The organism is Blastococcus mobilis, from assembly GCF_900188025.1.
In the GTDB taxonomy this organism is placed as follows: domain Bacteria; phylum Actinomycetota; class Actinomycetes; order Mycobacteriales; family Geodermatophilaceae; genus Blastococcus_B; species Blastococcus_B mobilis.
Genome location: NZ_FZNO01000001.1, coordinates 312,546 through 333,145, shown reverse-complemented (window position 1 = coordinate 333,145; position 20,600 = coordinate 312,546). Strand labels below are relative to the sequence as shown.

Here is a 20,600-nt window from a genome sequence, read left to right as displayed (position 1 = left end):
CGCGCTCAGCGCCTGTTCAGGAAGGCAGCCGTCTCCTGGAAGGCCCGGTAGTACTCCGGGATCCAGGAGAAGTGCTGCACGAACCCGTGGCCGGCGCCGGCGTACCGGCTGACCGTCGCGTCCACGCCGGCCTCCTGCAGCCGCCGGCCGTAGAGCTCGCCCTCGTCCCGCATCGGGTCGTACTGGCCGGTGATGATCAGCGCCGGGGGCAGGCCGGTCAGGTCCGCGCGCTTGATGGGCGAGACGAGCGGATCTGCGGGGTCGGCGCCGCTGTCGAGGTAGAAGGCGTTGAACGGCTTCAGCCCGGCCGTTTCGAGGCCGTACCCCTCGGCGTTCTCCCGCAGGGAGGCGTACCGGTCGACGTCGAAGTCCAGGTCGAGGGACGGGTAGAACAGCACCTGGTGCGTGATGCGGTCGAATCCGTCGTCATGGGCCATCGCGGCGACCGCGGCGACGAAGGTGCCACCCGAGCTGTCCCCGGCGACCGCGAGGGTCCGGCCGTCCCACCGCAGGTCGTCGCCGAACTCCTGAGCCCACCGGACGACTCCGTAGCAGTCCTGCAGGCCGGCCGGGAACGCCGCCTCGGGCGCCCGACGGAATCCGACGGAGACGACCTTCTTGCCGGTCTCCTTCGCCAGGGACCGCGCGACGTGGTCGTGCGTCTCCAGGCTGCCGAGGAAGAAGGCGCCGCCGTGGAAGTACACGAGCAGCCCGTAGGAGTCGGCCTCGACCGGCGTGTAGATGCGCACCGGCACCTCGCCCGCCGGCGTCTGCGCGGTGGTGTCCTCGACCGCGTGCAACGGCAGCCGCTGCTCGACGGGCGGTACCTGCGCCTCCTCGCCGGCGCGCATGGCGACCGGATCGAGTGAACCCGGGGGCGGCGCGGGCAGATGGGCGAGCGCCTTGGCGATCTCGGGATGCAGTGTCATGCCTCGATCTCCTCGGTCAGTGCGCCGAAGGCTGCTGGGCGGCGGGCTTCTGACCGGGGAAGACGTCCTCGAGCTCGTCCTCGGTCCACCCGTGCCGCGAGATGCGCTGCAGCTCGTCGGTGACCGGCTTGCGGGTCGCCTGGAACAGGGCCAGCGCCGCCGGTACGGAGTCGGCCTCCACCAGCGCGTCGGCGAGGGCGCCGGCGTCCATGATCGCCGAGTTCGCGCCCTGACCCTGGTGGTGCAGCATCGCGTGCGCCGAGTCGCCCATGAGGACCACGGAGTCGGTGTGCCAGGTGTCGACCGGGTCGATGTCGTAGACCGCGCGGACGTTGACCTTGTCCATGTCGAGGTCGCGGGCGATGTTCACGATCCGCTCGTCGAAGCCCTCCACCTTCGCCAGGAGGTCGTCCTTGGTGACCGTCGGGTTCCAGGTGCTGTCCGGGTCGAGAGCGGTGACGTCGAAGGACAACCCGTTGCGGTGGCGCAGCGGGAGCAGGTAGACCTTGGTGCCCCGGCCGATGTACATCCGCAGGTTGTCGTCGGTGACCATCCCGCACGCGTCGTCGGCGGAGATCACCACGCGGTAGGCGTGCTCGCCGGAGAACACCGGCTCCTGCGCGCTGAACAGCTGCTTGCGCACCGTCGACTTGATGCCGTCGGCACCGATCACCAGGTCGGCCTCGACCGTCGCGCCGTTGGTGAAGCGCAGGACGGCGCCGGCCCCGCGGTCCTCGATGCTCTCCAGCTTGTGGCCCAGGCGGACCATGCCCTCGGGCAGCACGCCGGTGAGGGCGTCGATGAAGTCGCCGCGGTGGATGAGGTGGGTGTGGGTCTTCACCTCGAAGTCGTCCATGCCCGGCCACGAATCCTTCGCGATCGGGTCGCCGGTGGCGGTGAGGATCTCGAAGTAGTCGCTCGGCGAGCTCACCTTCGCGATCGCGTCGAAGATGCCCCATCGGCGGAAGAGGTCCATGGTCGACGGGCGCAGGCCGATGCCGGCGCCGACCTCGTGGATCTCGCTCGCCTGCTCGTACACGGTGACGTCGGCGCCCTGAAGGCTGAGGCCCTTGGCCACCGCGGCGCCGCCGTACCCCGCACCCACGACGGCGATCTTCAGGTTCGTGATGTCCATGGCTGTGCTTCTCTCAGTTCGTGGTGAGGGTCAGGAAGTCGGCGGGGTTCTCGACGAAGATCCGGTGGATCGTGGCCTCGTCGATCCCCTCCTGCCGCAGGTCGGGGATCAGCTGCTCGTAGATGTAGTTGACGGTGTGGCCCTTGACGCCGGGCCACCCGAGCGGGCTGCAGTTGGCGTCGGCGGAGGCGAGCACCTGGTCGAGGTGGCCCTCGTGGATCAGGCGGAGGAAGTGCTCGAGGCGCTCGCGGCGGTGCCGGCCCCAGAACGGCGGGTCGGGCAGCTCGAGGTCGTAGCCGAAGGTGTCGAAGCCGATCCGGCCACCCCCGCCGAGGATCGCCTTCTCGTTCACCTTGCCCTGGCTGACGCCGTCGTCGGCGTGCCCGAACAGCACGCGGTCCAGCGGCAGGCCCTCCTCGGCGAAGACGGCGAGCGCCGGCTCCACGTCGACGGCGAGGTGGGTGAAGATCGGCACCCCGGTGAGCAGCGCGGCGCGCGCCGCTGCGCGGTAGATGCGCAGGTCGAGCTCCTTCATGCGGAAGCCGCGGCTCACGCCGACCTTGATGATCCCGGCCTTGCCACCGGTGTTGCCGATGCCGACGGTGATCTCGTGCACGAACTGGCGCATGAGGTAGTCGACGCTGGCCTCGGCGAAGAACCGCAGCGCGGTGTCGCCGCCGACGAAACCGGTGGCCGCGACGATGTGCACCCCGGTCTTCGCCGAGAGCGACTGGTAGTAGTCGACGTCGCGGCCGTTGCAGATGCCGGTGGCGTCGACGAACGTGCAGCCGCCGTAACCCCTGCTGTACTCGGCGAACCGGCGCAGCTTCGGGACGGTCTCCTCGTAGCGCTGCTCGGGGGTCTTCCACCACTGTGTGTCGAGCTCCGAGCCGGGCATGCCGTAACCGATGTGCTCGTGGACGGCGACGAAGCCGAGCTCCGCGGCCGCGACCGGGCCCAGGACGGTGTTGACGCGGGACATGTTCTGCCTCTCTCCTGAGGGCTCAGCGCACAGTGAGCAGGGCGCGCGGATTGGCGACCAGGATCTGCTGGATGTCCCCGTCGGCGACGCCGTGCGAGGCGAGGAGCGGGGCGAATGCGGTCTGCACGTGCGCGTAGGGCAGCTCGTACGCGGGGTGCCCCTTGGCCACGCCGACGGCGTTGCTGGACAGGAGGACCCGGTCGACTTGACCCGCCGCGACGAGCTCGGCCACGAGCGCGGCGCGCTCGGCGTCCCGGATGAAGGCGTCGTCGTCGTTGCGGCCGACGTGGTCGACGGCTACGAAGGCGCCGCGCTCGGCGACGGCCGTGGGCCAGCCGGCTGCGACGGCCTCGGTCCGGTCGAGGTCGCCGACGACGACGCGGTCCGCAGGCAGCCCCTCGTCCAGGACCAGCTGCAGCTCGGTGACGGCGTCGACCCCGTAGCGGATCGAGACCGGGACACCGGTGGCCAGCGCCGCACGGGCGGCCCCGCGGAACAGGCTCTCGTCGGTGGGCGTCATGCCCCCGCGCGTCGCGGTGGTGGCGACCAGGCCGGCGGCTCCACGCCGCTCCACGCGCGGGACCACCATGCCCTCGGTGACCTCCTTGCCGAAGAGGTCGGCGAACCGCTCCGCCGGCCATGGGGTCGGCGGGTTGGTCTGCGGCGTGAGGAAGTAGCCGCCGAGGTTCTCCTCCGGGCCCATGCCGGTCGAGGCGACGATGTGCACGCCGGTCGAGCGGGAGAGCGCCTCGTACAGCCGCAGGTCGCGGCCGTGAAACATGCCCGTGCTGTCGACGATCGTCTGTCCACCGGCGTTGCGGAAGTCGGTCAGCTTCTTCGCCAGGATCTCGAAGATCTCCGCGCGGTCGAGGGTGATGTCGTACGCGTGTTCGGCGCCCGGGACCACGGAGAGCAGGGCCTCGTGGACCGAGACCACCCCCAGGTCGTCGGCGGGCACGGGGCCGAGGACCGTGTTGACGGTCGGGCTCGTGACCTTCATCGGTGCAGAGGTCCTCTCGAGTGTGGAAGGGCCCCGCTGCCCCCCGCCGCTCCCAAGCTCGCGGCGGGACCCTGCAGCGGGGCCGAGCGGGGACGGATCGGTCGTGTTCATGCGCGTGCCTGGGCCGTCGGCCGCAGGAGGCGCTTGAGCTTCGCGGGCGGGGTGTGGTGGTTGAGCGCGATGACGGTGCGCGGCGCGGTGGCGTCGGGCCAGGCCAGCAGGGCCGACCCCTGCTCGAGCGAGCCGTCGAGCACGGTGGGCTCACCCTGCGGGTCGAGGTCGCCGACCAGCTTGACGTCGAGCCCGAACTGCTCGGTCCAGCAGTACTGCGACGGCCGGTACGGCGCGGCCTCGTCCCCGTGCAGCAGCGCCCGGATGGCTGCGCGTGCCTGGTCGACGGCGTTGGTCCAGTGCGGGGAGCGGGTCAGGTCCCCGTTCCCCTGGCTCATCACGGTGACGTCGCCGGCTGCGACGACGTTGGGAGCGACCCGGCAGTGATGGTCGACGACGACCCCGCCGTGCAACTGCACCCCGGAGCCGGCGAGCCACTCGACGTTGGGCACGTCCCCCACCGCCGAGACGACCAGGTCGGCCTCCAGATGCGTGCCGTCGACCAGTTCCACCCCGGTGGGAGTGGGGGCGCCGAGCAGCCGGACGCCGCCGTCGGTCACGACGATGCGGACCCCGGCCTGCGTGGCCACCGACCGCACGCGGCCGCCCACGACGGTGCCCAGCAGCCGGTCCAGCGGCGGGGCGAGGTCGACGACGGTGACGTCCTTGCCCAGAGCGCGGGCGGTGGAGGCGACCTCCATGCCGAGGAACCCGCCGCCCACGATGATCACGGAGGAGGCGGCGGCCAGGTCGTCGCGCAGGCGAACGCAGTCGTCGTGGGAGCGCAGCACCCGCTCGACCTGATCCGGGCCGCCCAGGCGGCGGGCGCGGGCGCCGGTGGCGATGACCAGACCGTCGTAGCGCACGGGCCCGGCGGGGGTGTGCACGACCTGCGCCTCGATGTCCAGCGCCGTCGCGGGCGTCCGCAGGCGCAGGTCGACGTCGTCCGAGAGCGGCGCGAGGACGATGTCGTCGATCGACTCGGTGCCGGCGAGCACCCCCTTCGACAGCGGCACCCGGGTGTACGGCGGCACCTCTTCGTCGCTGAGCACGGTGATCCGGCCGTCGAACTCCTCCATCCGCAGCATCTCCACCGCGGTCAACGCCGCGATGGAGCCACCGACGACGACGACCTGGCGCAGGCTCATGCCTCGACGCTCAGCTGCTCGACACGGAGCGCGGCGACGGGGCACACCCGCGCCCCGGCCTCGGCCTTGCGCTCCAGCTCCGGAGGAACGACCTCGTGGCGGAGGACCACGATGGCGTCGTCATCGAGCTCGTAGACCTCCGGCGCCGTGTCGGCACACAGACCGTGTCCCTCGCACCGGTCCCGGTCCGCGACGATCTTCACGCGGGCACCACCTCGAGGACGGGGAGCTTCTCGATGCTCCGGGTGATGTTGCTCGGCACGCGGACCTCCTCGCCCACGACCAGGCGCTGGACCCTGCCGACGAGTGCCTCGATCACGGCGTGCGCCTCGAGTCGCGCCAGCCCCTGGCCGGCGCAGCCGTGGGGCCCGTAACCGAACGACAGGTGGTCGACGGGGTTGCGCTCGACCAGGAAGGCGTCCGGGTTCTCGTAGTGGCGCGGGTCGCGGTTGCCGGCACCCAGGAGGATCGCGACCTGAGAACCGGCCGGCACCGTGGCGCCGTCGATCTCCACGTCCTTCGTGACGTAGCGACCCCAGGCGTGGATCGGTGCCCAGAAGCGGAGCACCTCGGCGAAGGCGGCCGGCACGAGCGAGGGGTCCTTCCGCACCAGGTCGAACTGCTCGGGGTGCGCCCCGAAGAGGGCGACGATGTTGCCGATCGCGGCGATCGTCGTGTCGACCCCGGCGCCGAGGTACTGGTGGATGATGTGGCCGGCGGTGTTGGGCGGGATGTCGCCGCGTGCCTCGGCATCGAAGATGCCGCGGCCCACCGAGCCGGGCGCGAGGTCCTCGGCAGTGACGCTGGAGCACCAGCCGTAGAGCTCGCCGGCGATGGGGAAGTTCTCGGCGGTCCGCTGGTTCATCGGGCCGATGACCTGCATGGCGGCCTGCCCCCAGCGGAGCATGTTGTCGCGCACGTGCCCGGTGAAGCCGATCAGGTCGGCGACGACCTCGAGCGGGAAGGCGCGGGCGAGCGCGTCGATGGCATCGAAGGAGCCCTGCGCGACCAGTGCGTCGACCAGGGCTGCGGCCTTGGCGTCCATCTGCGTCTTCAGACCCCGCAGCGCCCGGGGGGACAGGTTCTCGGTCAACGTCGCACGGAGCTGGGCGTGGATCGGCGGGTCCGAGGCGAGCGAGGTGCCCTGCAGCGCCTCGTTGACCATCGGGTTGAACCCGATCGATCGCGACGAGAAGGTGTCCGGGTCGCCGAGCGCGTTGCGGATGACGTCGTACCGCGTGAGGGCGTAGACGTCGTTCGCCGGCAGGTGCACGACCCCGCCGAGCTCGCGGAGCTGGGCGTAGTAGGGGTAGGGGTCGAGCAGTACCTCATCGGCGAAGAGGTCGATGTCGGAGGACGGGACGGACATGAGTCACCTCGGTAGTTGGACGTCGTTGTCAGGACTGCCGGTCGTCAGCTCCGATGTCGAGCCGCTCCGGCCGCATTCACTGGTGTTCTGACCCCTCCAGCGCCATGGGCAGATCGGCCTGGCCCTGCTGCAGGAAGCCGCCGCGAGCGCGCGGGCGGTGGCGGGGCAGCGGGGTCCGCCAGCTCGCCGGGCGGCTCGGGGTGCATCGGTCGGTGCTCCTGTGTCACTGGCTCATTCCTCTGCGAACGGGATGCCGTACCGGCCGACGACCGGCGATCGACGGACGTGCTCGTTGTGCTGCGGTGCAGCGCGGTGGCTGCGCTTCCTCCGTCCGAGCTCCGGGAGATCAGCCCTCGGACGCGGCCAATGCGACCGCGCCAACAGGGTGACCGACATCATGTCCGCTCACTTTACGGGCTGTCAATCGGAACGCGGCTTCGATTCTGCACGCCGCCCGGTTTCGATCCGGCGCCCAGGCGCCGGCCCGCCTGCGAGCGCAGGGCCGGACGGGCCGGCTGGCCTATGGTTGACCGGTGACGCTCCGCGAAGCCCAGAAGCGCATGACCCGTGAGCTCCTGCTCAAGGAGAGCCTGGGCCTGTTCGCGAGCAAGGGCTACGCGGCCACGACCATCGACGACATCGCGGCCGCCGCAGGCACCACGCGGCAAACCTTCTACCTGCACTTCCCGTCGAAGGCCCAGCTGCTGAAGGAACTCATCAGCGACGTCAACGCCATGCTGACCTCGGATGACCCGTCCCTCGCCGAGGTGGTGGCCTCGGGCGAGCGCGCCCAGATCCGCGCCTGGCTGGGGCGCAGGATCGACCAGTGGCCGGAGATCCAGCCCTACATCACGGCGGCGCACGAGGGCGCGGCGTCCGACGCCGAGGTCCAGGAAGCGATCGACCACTGGTTCGAGAGCGCCATCGGCGACATCCACGAAGGGCTCGATCGCGCGGACCGCTTCGCCCCGTCGTCCCGCCGGGTCCGCGGGACGCTGGCCTTCGGCCAGCTCGAGTTCGCGTCGCGACGGTGGATGCGCCACGGCTGGGACGTCGACCGCGACGAGACGCTGAACCTGCTCACCGAGTCCTGGTGCACCCTCGTCGCGGACTGACCCACCGGTCGTCCAGGTCCGGGTCGGCCCATTGCAGCGCCGGCGAGGCCCCGCATCCGGCAACCTCACCTTGCCGGTCACGGCCTCGGCCAGCGGGGCCCTACGTCGTTGGCGTCCGCGATCGACGCCCGCCGGCACACGCCCCGACGTCCGGTGCGGCACCCCCGTCGACGAGAGGACGCCGATGAGGCTGCCCCCGCTGGACCCCGCGGCCGGCCCGGAGGTCTTGACCTGGCTGCGCGTCTGCGGATCCGAGCTCCTGCTCGCAGCGGTCGACTCCGTCGTGGAGCCGCGGCGACTGTTCGGGGACAGCGCGCCGGATGGACGGTACGCCATCCTCCTGTCCACGGGCGGCGCACGCGCAGAGACCGCGCTCCAGCGGCGAGACGCTCGCACGGCTCGTCCTGCAGTCGAGCGAGGCCGTCCTGCTGCAGCTGCTCGACCCGGCTCGTGACGCGTGACACCGACCTCGAGCCGCTGTCTCCCGGGCCGTCGGTCACCCGCCCGGCTCGGGCCGGACCAGCTCGGCGGATCGGTCGCAGGCGTCCGGATCGCTGTGCCTGCTCGACCGCGCGTCCAGCCACGCCTGCCACTCCGACCGCCCGTTCTCAGCCGCCCCGGCCGCCAGGACGACGAGAGAGACGACGGCGACGGCGACCAGAAGTGCCACCACGGCCAGGATGACCTCCCAGCCGGCCAGCGGTGGCACGGTCATGCTGCCGGGAAGCGGCGGGCTGGTGGCCTGCGTCATGCGACAAGGGTGCGCGTCGTCGCCGACCCCCGGTCGCCCGGCGCCCGCCGTCTCACCCCCCTGAGCGAGGTTCCGCAGGGCAGCGCCCCGGGCACTGGCCGCCGGATCGGGCGTGCCGCCCTCGCCCCTCCGAGTGACCCACGTCTCGTATCCGGCTCCTGGTGAGTTCCGGCGCCGTAGCGTTCCGGGACCTCGGATCCGAACTGCGTGGGGAGGCAGCTGGCATGAGGGTCGAGGTGCGTACCGACGACGGGGATGCCCCGCCATTGAGCGCATTCGAGGCGGTGGTACTCGGGGTGGAGCGTCTGGACCGCAGGCGCCCCAACGCGTCCGGTGACCTGCCGACCGTCTTCGAGGCCGCTCCGATGTTCCGCCGTGCCGTCGCCGGCTACGACCGCTTCCAGGTCGACACCTACGTCCAGTGGGCGGAGGACGAGCTCGTCGCCGCCGAGCGCGAGCGCGAGCACCTCGTGGCGCGTCACCTGCGCACGCGCGCCGATCTCGAGGACGCCCGAGAGCTGCTCTCCCACTCGTCCGGAGGCGAGGAGATGCTCCGGATGTCACGGCGGATCGGCTCGCTGCTCGCCGCTGCGGCTGATGAAGCCGGCAGCATGAGAGCCGAGGCCGAGGCCACCCGGTCCGCTGCCTCCGCGGAGGCGCAGGCGATGGTCGCCCACGCGGAACGTGTGATCGCCGACGCCGGAGCCGAGGCGGACCGGATGGTGAGCGAGGCGGGCAGGGTGGTCGAGGAGATGACCGCCGAGGCCGGCCGGCTCCTCGACGAGGCCGAGCAAGCGGCCCGGGAGGCCCGCGCGGAGGCGGCGGCGCGGCTGGAGACGGTGCGGGTGATCGAGCGGCGCGCCGCAAAGGATGCCGAGCAGATCCGGCGGCGGGGCGTGCAGGAGGCGTCCGCCGCCCGGCTGCAGGCCCGGGACGAGGTCGTCCGGATGCTGAGCACCGGACGGGAGGAACGGCGGCGGGCGGATGCCGAGGCGGCCGCGACCCGGCAGCGCCTGGACCGGGACGCCGCAACGCGCTCCGCGTCCCTCCTGGCGCGGTGCGACTTCCTCCGGGCACAGCTCGACGCCCTCGAGCACCGGCGATCCGCCCTCCGGGCGGAGGTCGAGCTGCTGGCCGAACAGGTCACCGGTACGACGAGCGGTCCGCTGGGCGGCCTCCTCCGCGCGCTCCTCGGGAGGTCCGGGTGGCGGTCCCGGTCCCTGCGGGCGCCCTGGTGGTCCGCCGGATCGGCGGGCTCGCCCACGCCTGGCGTCAGGGCGGCGCGGCCGGGCGCGGTGATCTGTCGAGCGGCCCGCTGTGACCGGTGAGGGTCAGCCGCGGGGCCAGGAGCGTCGTGCCGGGACGCGCGTCTCGATCAGGGCTGCGCACGCGCCGACCGTTGCTGCGAGACCGAGGACCACTCGAGCGTGATGCCAGCGCGCCCAAGTGCTGAGGAGGGCCGCGGTCTCCGTGTCCGTCAACGTTCCCGACGTGAACCGATGGTTGGCCGGCTCGTTCACCGTGACCGTGATCCCGATGACGCCTGCCGTGGCCAGCGCCGCCGCCGCGGACACCGGGGCACTCCGACGGCCCTCGACCTGCTGCGCGACCGCCGAGGTGACGCCGAGGACGCCGGCGCTCGCCCCCAGCGGCACCATGAGGTTCCGGATCCGGCCGGAGTGAGCCGCGAACCAGTCACGGAAGTCGGCCGGGGGCGCGCTGCGCCAGAACGGGAGGAGCACCACCTCGATCAGAAGCATGCCGCCGGCGAGGAGGCCGGTGAGCACCGCGAAGACGACCGACAGCGGACGTGAGAGCACCGGGCAACTATCCGCGTCCGCTCGCTCCAGCGACAGACGGAACCGAGCCGCAGCAGTGGCCGATCCACCGGACGCGCGTGCGTGTGCAGCGTGTCGCCCCTCGGGCACTCCACCGCCCCGACATTCCTGCAAGCCAGGGAGTCGGGGCGCTTCCTTGTCCGCGCCTGAACGGCCCTCGAGATACTCGCGTGATAATTCGCGCCTCGGATCAGGCTTCGAAGGAGCGCGGTGAAGCGGTCGGCGGTCCGGCGGCCCATATCGGGGTACACGCGCTGGTAGACGGCGAGCATTGATGGTGGCGCTCGGGTAGCCCAGACGCTCTGAGACGACCTCCACCGCGGCACGCAGTCGGCGAGCAGCAGGGTGACGTGGGGCGTGGCCGAGGTATGCAGGCGAATTACGGGCAGGTGCTCCTCCCCCGGCGCTTCACGCACTGGGACGACGTGCCCGACGAAGCGGTGGGGTAACCGCTTCGGGTGCCGGTGTGCCGTCGAGGTCGCTGAGCCCGAGTCCCGAGTCGCGTACGGGGCCATGGCCACACGGCTACCGATGCGTGTTCGACATTCGAATCGCGCGTACCGGCATCCCGCTAGACCATCCCACCAGTCGGCGGAAGCCTCTACGGCCCAGCCGAGGAGGGATCATTTGCCATAAGGTCCTCCTCCGATATGAAGAGTTGTCGAAGTATCGCGATGAGGATGTCCTGGTATATGTGAGCGCTTCGCAGACCCGTCGTCGCCGTCGCGGTGTACCCTCGGCTATTTCGGGCAAGATACAACTGGAATTGCGAAACCGGGACGTTGTCCGGGGGAGTCCACTGAAACGACCTGTAGTAGCCAGGGTGGCCGCCAAACACGTCCACGGGCGCGTAGTGCAGCTGGGTGTAGCCTGGGAACTTCTCACCGAGCAGTTCCCCTTGCTCCCGTGCATACTCTGCAGAGTTGATCGCAGAGTCCAGCGGCTCGCTCGAAGCGATTACATTTGCCTGCCCGTCCGGGGATAAAATCGTAATCGACTCCTTCACGAGCCATCCGTCGGGAACATCGGTTACCAAGGTCGGGCGAAATCGGTACATCGAGGGAGCCTCCCGCTACGACAAGAAGCGAACAGACTGCAGGACGGAGTTGAAGACGGCACTGGAGTTCCTGTAATCGGTAGAATTGTCAGCGAACTCAAAGAAGAAGACCTTCCTGAGGCCCCGGTGGTAGCAGCACACCCACATTTCCGCAACAGGAAGGACCTCCTCGGACTCCGAAAGCATGTCCTCTTCAGCGGCGGTGATGTTCTCCGCCGCCTCTGCACCCTGGTCCATTGCCGCATCCGAGGCCTGCCCCACCGGGGCAGACTCCTCTCCGGTGGACGTACGAGATGCCACGGTGCCTGCGCGCTCCTCGATGAAGCCAGCCAGGTCCCCATACTCGAGCCGACCACTTTCCAGTTCGTCCTGCACTTCCTGCCTGAGCCGAACCTGGAAGTCCTGCCACTGACTGAGTTGATCCCAACCAAGCTTCCCAAACGGAACGCGCCCACCGAGGACCTTGTTCACGCGAGTCGCCACATGGGCTTCAAAGTCCTCGAGTCGCACGATCGAACGGACTCTCTCCTCTTGTCCTGTCAGCAGATTCAGGTGCAACACCGTCTTGACGTAGGTCCGCGCCACGAGCTTGAGGCTGGGAATGGGTGCAGGCTCACCACCGATGCCCACGATCTCCGAGCGATACGGTCCACCACGCGAACCTAGTCCTCGTTCGAATCGCTGCTGCAGCTCGCGGTAGTAGACATCAGGATCAGGGGTTGCAGCGGTTATCGGCTCATAGGAGACCCGGACGTACGGCGGAAAAGTATCACCTTTGCGCAGCAGTCGCTCCGGGCGCTGAAAAGCGAAGACACTGGCCCCGACCGGCTCCCACTCCTTAGGTCGCGACAGAACCAGGCGTTGCCGCTCGTCGACTTCCGTCTCGAACTCTTCGGGCTTCGGTGCGCCGCGGATCAATTTTTGCTCGAGCTCCTTGTTGACTCTTCTGAGCTCCTGATTCTCCATGTCGTACTGCTGGCGAAGCTTCTCCACGCCGGCACTGGAATTCTCCAGTTCGCGGAACAGCCCTCCAGCGAAAGCCGACGCCGCGAGGAACCCGGCGACGGCTCCGCTGAGCGACCAACCCGTCGGGGTCTCCCCAAGGGCCTCGGACCTCAGAAAGCCGAAGCATACGATGGCCGCCACCAAACCGGCGCCCAGGATGGAAAGCACAGCCAGAAGATTGAACCGACTAGATTCTGCGACGTTGGTCGGTCTTCCTCGTGGCTCCGGGGGAGACAACTGCTTAGTCTCGCTCAACACAGCGAACCCCCGATCTCCACCCGCGCATGATCGGCTTCGACCCTGATGGGTCGGCGCGACCGTATACGGAAGTGCTGAGACCGACAAGAGGCACGAACACGCCTTGTGAACTCCGAGAGTGTATGACCGACTACTCGGAGAAAGGCTCTGTCACCGTCATTTGCGAGAGGGCCGGGTGACGCGGGTGATTTCGGGCCGGGGGCGCGCCGGACCTCCTCTGCTCTCCCACCGAACGTTCGAGTCATGCTTCTCCAGGGCCGTCGCCAGGAGGAAGTCGACGGCGACCTGAATCAGCGAGGTCACCACGGCTCACCCCCGGTGCGGCCGCAGTTGTTCTAGCTCCGGGTTATCCCCAGCAGCCTGCTGACCATCCCGCCGAGGCTGGGAGGAGACGAGGAGTTGAGCAATCCAGCGCCTCACCCGTTATGAACCGATGTCACGTCGCCTGCCCGCGGCGACGGTGAACCCTCAGGACCCGCGCGCCGGGGGTCTGCTGGAAAGGGCCGCTCGGGCGGAACACTGCTCAGCCAACACTGCCTAGCCTTGCTGTCGTGCCGTTCACCGTTCCCGACGCGCACCTGCTCGCACTACAGGCGCACGAGGGCCAGGTGGACGAGCGAGGCCGCGACTACTACCTCGCGCACCTGTTGCCGATCGCCGAGGCGCTCCGTCCGTACGGCGCGCACGCGGAGATGGCCGGCGCGCTCCACGACATCATCGAAGACACGCGCGACCACCCCGACCCGGCCCGCCGCTACGACCTCGACCGGCTACGCGCCCTCGACGTCCCCGAGATCGTCGTCGAAGCGATCGATGCAGTCACCCGTCGCCGCGGCGAGCCCTACATGTCCGGCCTGATCCACCGCGCTGCCGCCCACCCGCTCGGCCGCCTGGTGAAGCTGGTGGACAACAAGCACAACCTGGCCGCCACCGACGAACTGGCCACCAGCGACCCGGCGAAGGCGCGCAGCCTCCGGGAAGGCCACTACCGTCCGGCCCGCCGGATCCTGCTCGCCGCCGAAGCCGCCGACCACGTCCACGGCCGCCGCATCCTCGCCTGATCCGCGCCCTGCCACAGCGCACCCGTCGCCGATGCGTCGAGCCCTGGGCGCACGGATCAGGTCGACCCTCCCGGACACCACGTGACCCCAGGGTCCCGGACGGGGAACATCGCGGCGCCGTCTCCGGACCGCCGGTCAGCGGCCCGACGTCCACCGGATCTCGACCGACGTCCAGGTCACCAGGACGTCCGGGCCGGCGCCGGGCGGTGATGGCCTGCGGGCCACCGCCTTCCGCGGCGGCTGCTCCCTCGCGGGCCGGGCCGCGCCGGTGGCGATCCGGATCGCCCTGCCCGCCACCGCAGCAAACACGGCGATCGCGGACGCGCCGAGCAGTGGTCCGGCCGGCAGCATCGCGGCGACGCGCGCAGGACGAGCACGCTCGAGGGTGCGAGCCGCGGCCCTGAGCGCGCCCGGCCGCCGCGCCGGTGGAACAGACGGCTCGCGCCACGGCACGACGGCACTGCGGTCGGCGGATTCGTCGTGGGTCATGGTGTCGTCCTCCCGCGTCCACGCTGCTCCATCGCACCACGTGCGGACGCCGTTCGAGCCGGTCGTGTGCGCAGCGCCCCGGGCCGCGACGAGGTGGGCGGAACCGACTCCTGCCGACGGGGTCCGGTCGAGGGCGCCGCACGCGCCGTGCGCACCGGGAGCCGAGGCAGCCGGCCTGACGGCCTAGCAGTCGATGGTCAGCCGTGGTCTGTCCGGCCGCCCCGCAGCGATGACGGCGAGCGCCGATTCCAATGGGATGCGGGCCGCCGCAGCCAGCGTGCCGAGGTGGGTTCCGTTCTGCTCCAGCAGTTCGGCAGCGGCGCCGAGGACGCTGGGACTCTCCGGGGGACCCAGCGGTCCCGGCTCGGGATGACCCCACTGCTTCAGCTGCTCGTTGGCGCGACGGTACGACAGGTCGGACAGTCGGCCGAGCTTGTGCGCGCGGTAGACGAGGGCGGCGAGGCTGACGCCCCAGTGCCGCTTCAGCGCATGGAAGGTCTCCCAGTCCACCCGCGACGGCAGGCTCGCCTCGATCTCGGCGCGGGGCATCAGGAACTCAGCCGCGAAGGACATCGCCTGCGATTCGATGACTCGTGATCCCGGCTCGACGCCGGCGTGCATCAACAGGTGCCCGAGTTCGTGACTGGCATCGAAGCGGCTCCTGGCCTTGTCGTCCTTCAGCGGGGACATGAGCACGATGGGGCGTCCGGAGGCCGTCTCGGACGACGAGAAGGCGTCCACCCGGGGATCGAAGCCCTCCGTCGGTAGCCGGACGACGAGCACGCCGTGTGCTTCCAGCAGGCGGACGACGTTCGGGACGGGGCCGGTGCCGACCGCCAGGTCGCGCCGGGCCTGAGCCGCGGCGGCCGCGACGTCCTGTTCGGACGGCTCCGGCGGCAGGTCGATCGACGGGAGACGGACGGGGGGAAGATCGACGTACTGCTCCAGCACGTCCAGCACGCCCAGGGCCAGTTCGCCGAAGGCGAGCGCCTGCTCGCGCCTGTTGGCCGGGGTGCTGCGCAGGGAGCGGAAGTGCGCGCTCGACCGGGGCACCTCGGGGATGTCCAGCCCGCGCGAGAAGAACTCCTGCGGCATGCCCAGGGTGAGGCTGACCCGGGCGAGCACGCTCGTGCTGGGCCGGCTGAGACCGCGCTCGTACTGCGTCACGGCGGAAGGGGTCACCTCGATGCGCCGCGCCAGTTCGGAGCGCGGCATGCAGCGCAGGCGACGGGCCACCGCCAGCCGGCGGCCGTCGAAGTCGTGAGCGACCCCCGGCGTGCGGCGGCGTCTGCTGCCGCCCGGCGACGACCCATCGGTCATCGCGCGGTCTCCTCCGGCCGCCGCTTGAGCGCCACGGTGGGCCGGGCTGCCTCCCGCTCGGAGAAGGCGGCGCCCGTGGGGCGGCGGGGCAGGCCACTCGCCGCCCCGTCGCCGTCGGCCACGTCATCCCGCCACAGTGGGGTCACGGCGAGCCACCGTGGCCGACCCAGTCGCGGCAACCCCAGCCAGCCGGCCGTGAGCCCAATGGCATCTCCGGCCCAGACGAAGAACAACTCCCGGAACGCGGGGTGGCCTCCTGCCGGGATGACCTCGAAGTCGAAGGCGAGCTGACCCTCCATCGGAGGCGGCGGCAGGGCGTTCGCCCAGCCGTTGCGTTCAGCGGCGCCACGTCGGGTCGCGCTGCTGTCCCAGAAGAAGTGCGTCCACTCCGGCTCGCGGATCTGCACGCCGGGCGCCTTGACGACGTGGACGGCTAGGTCACCGACCTCGATCAGCAGAGACCCGTGCGGAACGGTCACCCGGACACCACGTGCCCGCCACGGTGAGTACGCCGCCCGGTACTCCGCCAGCATCCGCTCACGCAGGTTCTCCAGGGACAGGGCAGCCACACCACGCGGGGTGTCGAACAGTTGCGAGGGCTCGTAGCGCTCGGCGTTCGGCCGCCACATCGCCCTGGTCGCCTCGCGCAGCCAGCGCACGACGTCCCGCTCCTCGAGGGCCTGCTTGCAGTCGTGAAGGGCATCGGCCGCGGCCGCATCCCAGTCATGCACGACAAAATGTTAAGTAGCCACGCCGGCGCCGCGATAGAGCTTTCATTCTGCTTCACAGATTCGGCTCGGACATTTCAGCGGCCGCGCTGACGCCGATGCGCCGGCGTGCCGGATCCTGTGTGCCTCCGCCTGATCGCGATGGCAGTTCGATCTCCCGTGACGGCGCGCAGCGGCGCGGCAGGCGGGAACGACAGCGGTGGGGTCACACCCGTCCGGGCGGGACGGCCGGGCCACCTCCATCGCCCTCTCCCCCAGCGCCGGGCGTCAGTCCGCCGGGGCGGGTCGGGGGCCGCCCACATCCGTCGCCGAGCCGAACGCTGCGGTGCGGTCAGGCCGGTGGAGGGCCACGGCCAGGGCCGGCAGGACGAGCACGGTCAGCACACCCGCGCCGACCAGTGCCGCCGCGTTCACCCGCAGCATCGTGCCGTTGCGCGTTCCGATCTCGGTCAGCGCCACGAGCGTCGGCAGTGCCGTTGCGGTCACCAGGGCAGTCTGGACGCGTTGCCGCGCGGTCAGTGCTCCTCGGTAGACCAGCAGTGCGGGCAGCCCGCGACAAGCGAGCAGCAGCGCGAAGAACAGCAAGAGCCGCAGCGGTGCCTCGGCGATCGAGGGCAGGTCCAGACTCATGCCCGAGTACACGAAGAACACCGGGATGAAGAACCCGTATGCGATGGCGTCCAGTTTCGGCTCGAGAACTGGTGCGGCCCGGCCCACCCAACGCCGGAGGACGACGCCGGCGACGAAGGCGCCGAGCACCGCATCGAGGTGGAAGCGGTCGGTGACGGCGATCAACGCGACCAGCAACAGCACCGTCCCGCGCAGGGTGATCTGCGCGGTCTCGTGCTGCCCGAGCTCGATGACCGTGGCCAGCCTGCCACCGGGCTGCACCACACGCCGAGCCAGGGCGAGCACGACCGCCAGGACGGCGACGCCTCCGAGTGACGCCAGAGCGGTGAACCGGCTCTGCGTGCCGAGGAACACCGCGATCCCCAAGACCGGGAAGAGCTCCCCCACCGCCCCAGCGGCCAACAGGTAGCGCCCGAGCCGGCCGCTCACCAGGGCCCTCTCCCGCAGCACGGGCAGCAGCGTTCCAAGTGCGGTCGTCGTCAGCCCGAGCGCCACCGGCACGAAGGCGCGGACCAACCCGGCGGCGGCGAGCAGCGCCACGACGCCGAGGGCGAGGGCGAGTGAGGCGAACCAGGCGGCGACCGCCCGGCGGCCCGCGTCCTGGCCGAACAGCCACAGCTCCACCTCGTAGCCGGCCAGCAGGAACACGAACCCGAGCCCGACGTCGGCGAGGATCTGCACGTCGCCGGGCGTGCCGAGACCGAGCACGTGGGGGCCGATCAGCGTTCCGCCGACGAGCAGCAGCACGACCTGCGGCACCGGCAACCGCGGCACCAGCCCGAGGACCAACGGTGCCAGCAGGGCCACGGCGGCGACAGCCACGAGGGAGTCGACCCCGACGGCACCGTCCACGCGGCTCCCCCGTCCTCCCGCGTCGGTTCCGCGGACGTGTCGGCGTGGCTCGGCATTTTGCCCAGCTGCCGCCGCCCGGTCCAGGGTTGCTCGTCCCGCCCGAGGCCCGTCGACATCGGAAGCCACTGACCGGCCTCCCGGGCCGATGCGTGCCGGCCGGCGCCTGCTCGGACGGGCGGCGCCCCGGAGCGTTGACGCTGGTCGGGTGACCGACGTTCAATCGTGCCGCCGTCCGCACCCCGGATCTGCCCTCTCCGGGCACCGGATCCCCTGAGAACGGACAGGTCCCGCGCCGCCCGGTGGATGGCCGAGGAGGAAGGCGATCGCATGGTGCCGACATGAGGACCGGCGGCCTGCGGCAAGCGGCCGACGCGGCACCGATGGACCTGAGGACCGCCGTCCCGGCGGAGTCTGGCGCCGTAGCCGACCCGGGGATCCGATCCCAGGAACTGATCACCGGTTACGTCCGCTCCCCCAGCGACGTGCTGCGCACCGTCGTGTTCACTCTCGCCGCCCTGCTACTGGTCGTCCTCGGCAGCTGGTCGCGCGACGCGGTGCTGTCGCTGGAGATCGACCTCCTCCAGCGGTTGTCCTTCATGACACCGGAGGTCGGACGGATCCTGACCGGGCTCCTGACCCTGCTGCTGCTCGCGTCGGTCGCCGCGGCCTGGCTCACCCCGTTGGTGATCCGGCGCTATCGGCTCGTCGGCTACCTGATCGTCAGCGGCGTGCTCGCGGTGTCGCTCTCGCGGGGGGTCGAGTGGCTGCTCGACCGGGGGACTCCGGACGCCCTGATGCGGGAGGTCGCCCAGCGTGGCGGCGCCGACAGCCCGCTGACCGTGGACGGCATCGCCGTCACGGCGGCCTCGTTCGTGGTCCTCGCGCCACACGTCTCCCGCCGGTGGCGGCGTGCCGGCGCAGTGATGCTGACGCTGGTCTCGCTGCTGCGACTGCTGGTGCCGATCACTCTGCCGGCCACGGTCGCCGTAGCGCTGGTCCTCGGCGTCGCCGCGGGCTCCGGGACGCTGCTCATGTTCGGCCGGCCCAGTGGGCGGCCCACCCGCTGCGCCATCGCCGCCGCGCTGACCAGCAGCGGGCTTCCGGTGGTCGAACTGGAGCCTGCCGCCGTCGACGCCCGCGGCTCGGTTCCCTACTTCGCCACTCTGCAGGACGGCAGCCGGGTGTTCGCCAAGGTGCTCGGTGCCGACCAACGAGCCGCGGACCTGCTGTTCCGGGCCTACCGGTTCATCCGGCTGAAGAACGTCGGTGACGAACGGCCGTTCTCCTCGCTGCGCCGCACCGTGGAGCACGAAGGACTGGTGTCACTGATGGCCCGCGACGTCGCTGCACGCACTCCGCGGCTGCGGGCCGTCGCCACGGTGGGACGTGACTCCATCCTCCTGTCCTACGACCTCGTCGAGGGGACGTCCCTGGATCGGGTCCCCGACGCGGCCGTCACCGAAGAGGTACTGCGCGGGATCTGGCAGCAGGTGGCCATCCTGCGTCGGCACCGCATCGCCCACCGCGACCTGCGCCGGGCCAACATCCTCCTCGACCGGGATGGCTCGCCCTGGCTCATCGACTTCGGGTTCAGCGAGGTCGCCGCCGGCCAGGCACTCCTCGACGCCGATGCCGCCCAGCTCCTCGTCGCGCTGGCACTCCAGGTGGGGGTCGACCCCGTCGTCGACACCGCGATCACCGAACTCGGACCGGAGGCCGTTGCCGCCTCGCTCCCCCGCCTGCAACCCAACACGTTCAGCGGCGCCACGAGGGAGGCGCTGAAGCAGCGGAAGGAGCTGGTCGGGCAGCTCCGCGCAACGGTGGCCACCCGGTGCGGGGTGCCGGAGCCCGAGCTCGTGGCCCTGGACCGGATCGGCCCCAGAACCATCGTCACCGGCGTCATGCTGGTTGCCATCACCTACCTGCTCGTCCCGCAACTCGGCGACGTGGCGGGCATGGTCCAGCGCATCCGCGAGGCCGACTGGGCCTGGTTGCCGCCCATCGTGGCGATGTCCGCGCTCACCTACGTGGGCGCCGCGCTGAGCATCTCGGGAGCCGTTCCGGTGCGGCTGCGCCCGGTGCCCACGTTCGTCACCCAGCTGGCCTCCTCGTTCGCGAGCAAGCTGGCACCGGCCGGCCTCGGCGGCATGGCGCTGAACGTCCGCTACCTGCAGAAGAGCGGCGTGGACCTGGCGGTGGCCACGTCGGGGGTCGGCCTGAACACCATCGGCGGCTTCGTCGTGCACGCCTTCCTGCTCCTCGTCTTCGCCTTCTGGGCCGGCCGGTCGGTCTTCGACTCCATCCGACTGCCCCGCCCGCAGGTCTTCGGATGGGGCGTTCTGGCGGTGCTCGCCCTGACCGCCGTCCTGTTCGCTGTTCCGACCGTCCGTCGGCTCGTCGCCCGGAGGCTGCTCCCGTTGCTGCGCCGGTCCATCGGTGGTGTCGCCCACGCCCTGCGCAGCCCCGGCAAGCTCGCGCTGCTGCTCGGCGGATCGGCCGTGGTCACGCTGAGCTACATCCTCTGCGTCTACCTGTCCACCCGCGCCTTCGGCGGAGACCTGAGCCTCGCGAGCGTGGGTGCCGTCTACCTCCTGGGCTCGGCCATCGCGGCCGCCGCCCCCACCCCCGGCGGCCTCGGCGCTCTGGAGGCTGCCGTCATCGCGGGTCTCGTCGCCGCCGGAATGGACCACACCATCGCCGTCCCGGCCGTCTTCCTCTACCGCCTGGCCACGTTCTGGCTCCCGATCCTTCCGGGCTGGGCGGCCTTCTCCTGGCTGCGCCGAGCGGAGTTCGTCTAGGCGAGCGGGGAGACCGGCCCGGCA

20 protein-coding genes are annotated in these 20,600 nt (G+C 70.8%); 5 read left to right on the top strand and 15 right to left on the bottom strand.

Going from position 1 to position 20,600, the window contains the following annotated elements; genetic code table 11:
* Positions 1-5 precede the first annotated feature (5 nt).
* The 7 genes from CHB94_RS01515 to CHB94_RS01485 all read right to left on the bottom strand — a co-directional run bounded on the left by CHB94_RS01515 (position 6) and on the right by CHB94_RS01485 (position 6,674).
* Positions 6-929, bottom strand: a complete 924-nt coding sequence (locus CHB94_RS01515; RefSeq protein ID WP_089334793.1) for an alpha/beta hydrolase — start codon at positions 927-929, stop codon at positions 6-8.
* Positions 930-945: 16 nt separating this feature from the next.
* Positions 946-2,064 carry an FAD-dependent oxidoreductase gene (locus CHB94_RS01510; RefSeq protein ID WP_089334792.1) on the bottom strand — a complete coding sequence of 373 codons (1,119 nt, stop codon included), beginning with the start codon at positions 2,062-2,064 and terminating at the stop codon, positions 946-948.
* A gap of 13 nt (positions 2,065-2,077) precedes the next feature.
* The gene (locus CHB94_RS01505; RefSeq protein WP_089334791.1) at positions 2,078-3,046 is read right to left on the bottom strand and encodes a phosphotriesterase family protein; all 969 of its coding nucleotides are present in this window, start codon (positions 3,044-3,046) and stop codon (positions 2,078-2,080) included.
* A gap of 22 nt (positions 3,047-3,068) precedes the next feature.
* The gene (locus tag CHB94_RS01500; protein WP_089334790.1) at positions 3,069-4,046 is read right to left on the bottom strand and encodes a phosphotriesterase family protein; all 978 of its coding nucleotides are present in this window, start codon (positions 4,044-4,046) and stop codon (positions 3,069-3,071) included.
* Between the two features lie 107 nt (positions 4,047-4,153).
* Positions 4,154-5,305, bottom strand: a complete 1,152-nt coding sequence (locus tag CHB94_RS01495) for an NAD(P)/FAD-dependent oxidoreductase (RefSeq protein WP_089334789.1) — start codon at positions 5,303-5,305, stop codon at positions 4,154-4,156.
* On the bottom strand, positions 5,302-5,508 hold the full coding sequence (locus CHB94_RS01490) for a ferredoxin (protein WP_089334788.1): 207 nt from the start codon (positions 5,506-5,508) through the stop codon (positions 5,302-5,304). The genes CHB94_RS01495 and CHB94_RS01490 overlap by 4 nt, the downstream gene beginning before the upstream one ends.
* On the bottom strand, positions 5,505-6,674 hold the full coding sequence (locus CHB94_RS01485) for a cytochrome P450 (RefSeq protein ID WP_089334787.1): 1,170 nt from the start codon (positions 6,672-6,674) through the stop codon (positions 5,505-5,507). The genes CHB94_RS01490 and CHB94_RS01485 overlap by 4 nt, the downstream gene beginning before the upstream one ends.
* A 533-nt stretch (positions 6,675-7,207) precedes the next feature.
* Here CHB94_RS01485 and CHB94_RS01480 point away from each other — a divergent pair.
* Entirely contained in the window at positions 7,208-7,789 is a 582-nt protein-coding gene (locus CHB94_RS01480) for a TetR/AcrR family transcriptional regulator (protein ID WP_217899115.1), read from the top strand.
* A 320-nt stretch (positions 7,790-8,109) separates the two neighbouring features.
* A complete protein-coding gene (locus CHB94_RS24870; protein WP_176445354.1) occupies positions 8,110-8,250 on the top strand; it encodes a hypothetical protein in 141 nt (46 codons plus the stop codon).
* 35 nt (positions 8,251-8,285) lie between these two features.
* Here the strand turns inward: CHB94_RS24870 and CHB94_RS01475 are convergent, their stop codons facing one another.
* Positions 8,286-8,540: a hypothetical protein gene (locus CHB94_RS01475; protein WP_089334786.1), complete on the bottom strand. Its 255-nt coding sequence runs from the start codon at positions 8,538-8,540 to the stop codon at positions 8,286-8,288.
* A 224-nt stretch (positions 8,541-8,764) separates the two neighbouring features.
* On the opposite strand from CHB94_RS01475, the gene CHB94_RS01470 reads away from it, so the two are divergent.
* Positions 8,765-9,868 carry a hypothetical protein gene (locus CHB94_RS01470; protein ID WP_141137392.1) on the top strand — a complete coding sequence of 368 codons (1,104 nt, stop codon included), beginning with the start codon at positions 8,765-8,767 and terminating at the stop codon, positions 9,866-9,868.
* Between the two features lie 3 nt (positions 9,869-9,871).
* Here CHB94_RS01470 and CHB94_RS01465 read toward each other — a convergent pair whose 3' ends face one another.
* The 3 genes from CHB94_RS01465 to CHB94_RS01455 all read right to left on the bottom strand — a co-directional run bounded on the left by CHB94_RS01465 (position 9,872) and on the right by CHB94_RS01455 (position 12,608).
* Positions 9,872-10,360, bottom strand: a complete 489-nt coding sequence (locus CHB94_RS01465) for an anthrone oxygenase family protein (RefSeq protein ID WP_089334784.1) — start codon at positions 10,358-10,360, stop codon at positions 9,872-9,874.
* Positions 10,361-10,979: 619 nt separating this feature from the next.
* Positions 10,980-11,384, bottom strand: coding sequence for a DcrB/PsbP domain-containing protein (locus tag CHB94_RS01460; protein WP_176445353.1), 405 nt, complete (start codon positions 11,382-11,384; stop codon positions 10,980-10,982).
* 66 nt (positions 11,385-11,450) lie between these two features.
* Entirely contained in the window at positions 11,451-12,608 is a 1,158-nt protein-coding gene (locus CHB94_RS01455) for a hypothetical protein (RefSeq protein ID WP_089334782.1), read from the bottom strand.
* Positions 12,609-13,249: 641 nt separating this feature from the next.
* Between CHB94_RS01455 and CHB94_RS01450 the strand changes: the two genes are divergently transcribed.
* Complete coding sequence (locus CHB94_RS01450) at positions 13,250-13,759, top strand: phosphohydrolase (protein ID WP_089334781.1); 510 nt, start codon at positions 13,250-13,252, stop codon at positions 13,757-13,759.
* Between the two features lie 135 nt (positions 13,760-13,894).
* On the opposite strand, the gene CHB94_RS01445 is transcribed toward CHB94_RS01450, so the two are convergent.
* From CHB94_RS01445 to CHB94_RS01430, 4 genes are all read right to left on the bottom strand, one after another.
* Complete coding sequence (locus CHB94_RS01445) at positions 13,895-14,248, bottom strand: hypothetical protein (RefSeq protein ID WP_089334780.1); 354 nt, start codon at positions 14,246-14,248, stop codon at positions 13,895-13,897.
* 183 nt (positions 14,249-14,431) lie between these two features.
* Complete coding sequence (locus tag CHB94_RS01440) at positions 14,432-15,568, bottom strand: helix-turn-helix domain-containing protein (protein WP_089334779.1); 1,137 nt, start codon at positions 15,566-15,568, stop codon at positions 14,432-14,434.
* Positions 15,565-16,299, bottom strand: coding sequence for a hypothetical protein (locus tag CHB94_RS01435; protein WP_089334778.1), 735 nt, complete (start codon positions 16,297-16,299; stop codon positions 15,565-15,567). The genes CHB94_RS01440 and CHB94_RS01435 overlap by 4 nt, the downstream gene beginning before the upstream one ends.
* A 264-nt stretch (positions 16,300-16,563) precedes the next feature.
* Entirely contained in the window at positions 16,564-17,778 is a 1,215-nt protein-coding gene (locus tag CHB94_RS01430; protein ID WP_089334777.1) for a cation:proton antiporter, read from the bottom strand.
* 338 nt (positions 17,779-18,116) lie between these two features.
* On the opposite strand from CHB94_RS01430, the gene CHB94_RS01425 reads away from it, so the two are divergent.
* Positions 18,117-20,576, top strand: coding sequence for a lysylphosphatidylglycerol synthase transmembrane domain-containing protein (locus CHB94_RS01425; RefSeq protein ID WP_089334776.1), 2,460 nt, complete (start codon positions 18,117-18,119; stop codon positions 20,574-20,576).
* Positions 20,577-20,600 lie beyond the last annotated feature (24 nt).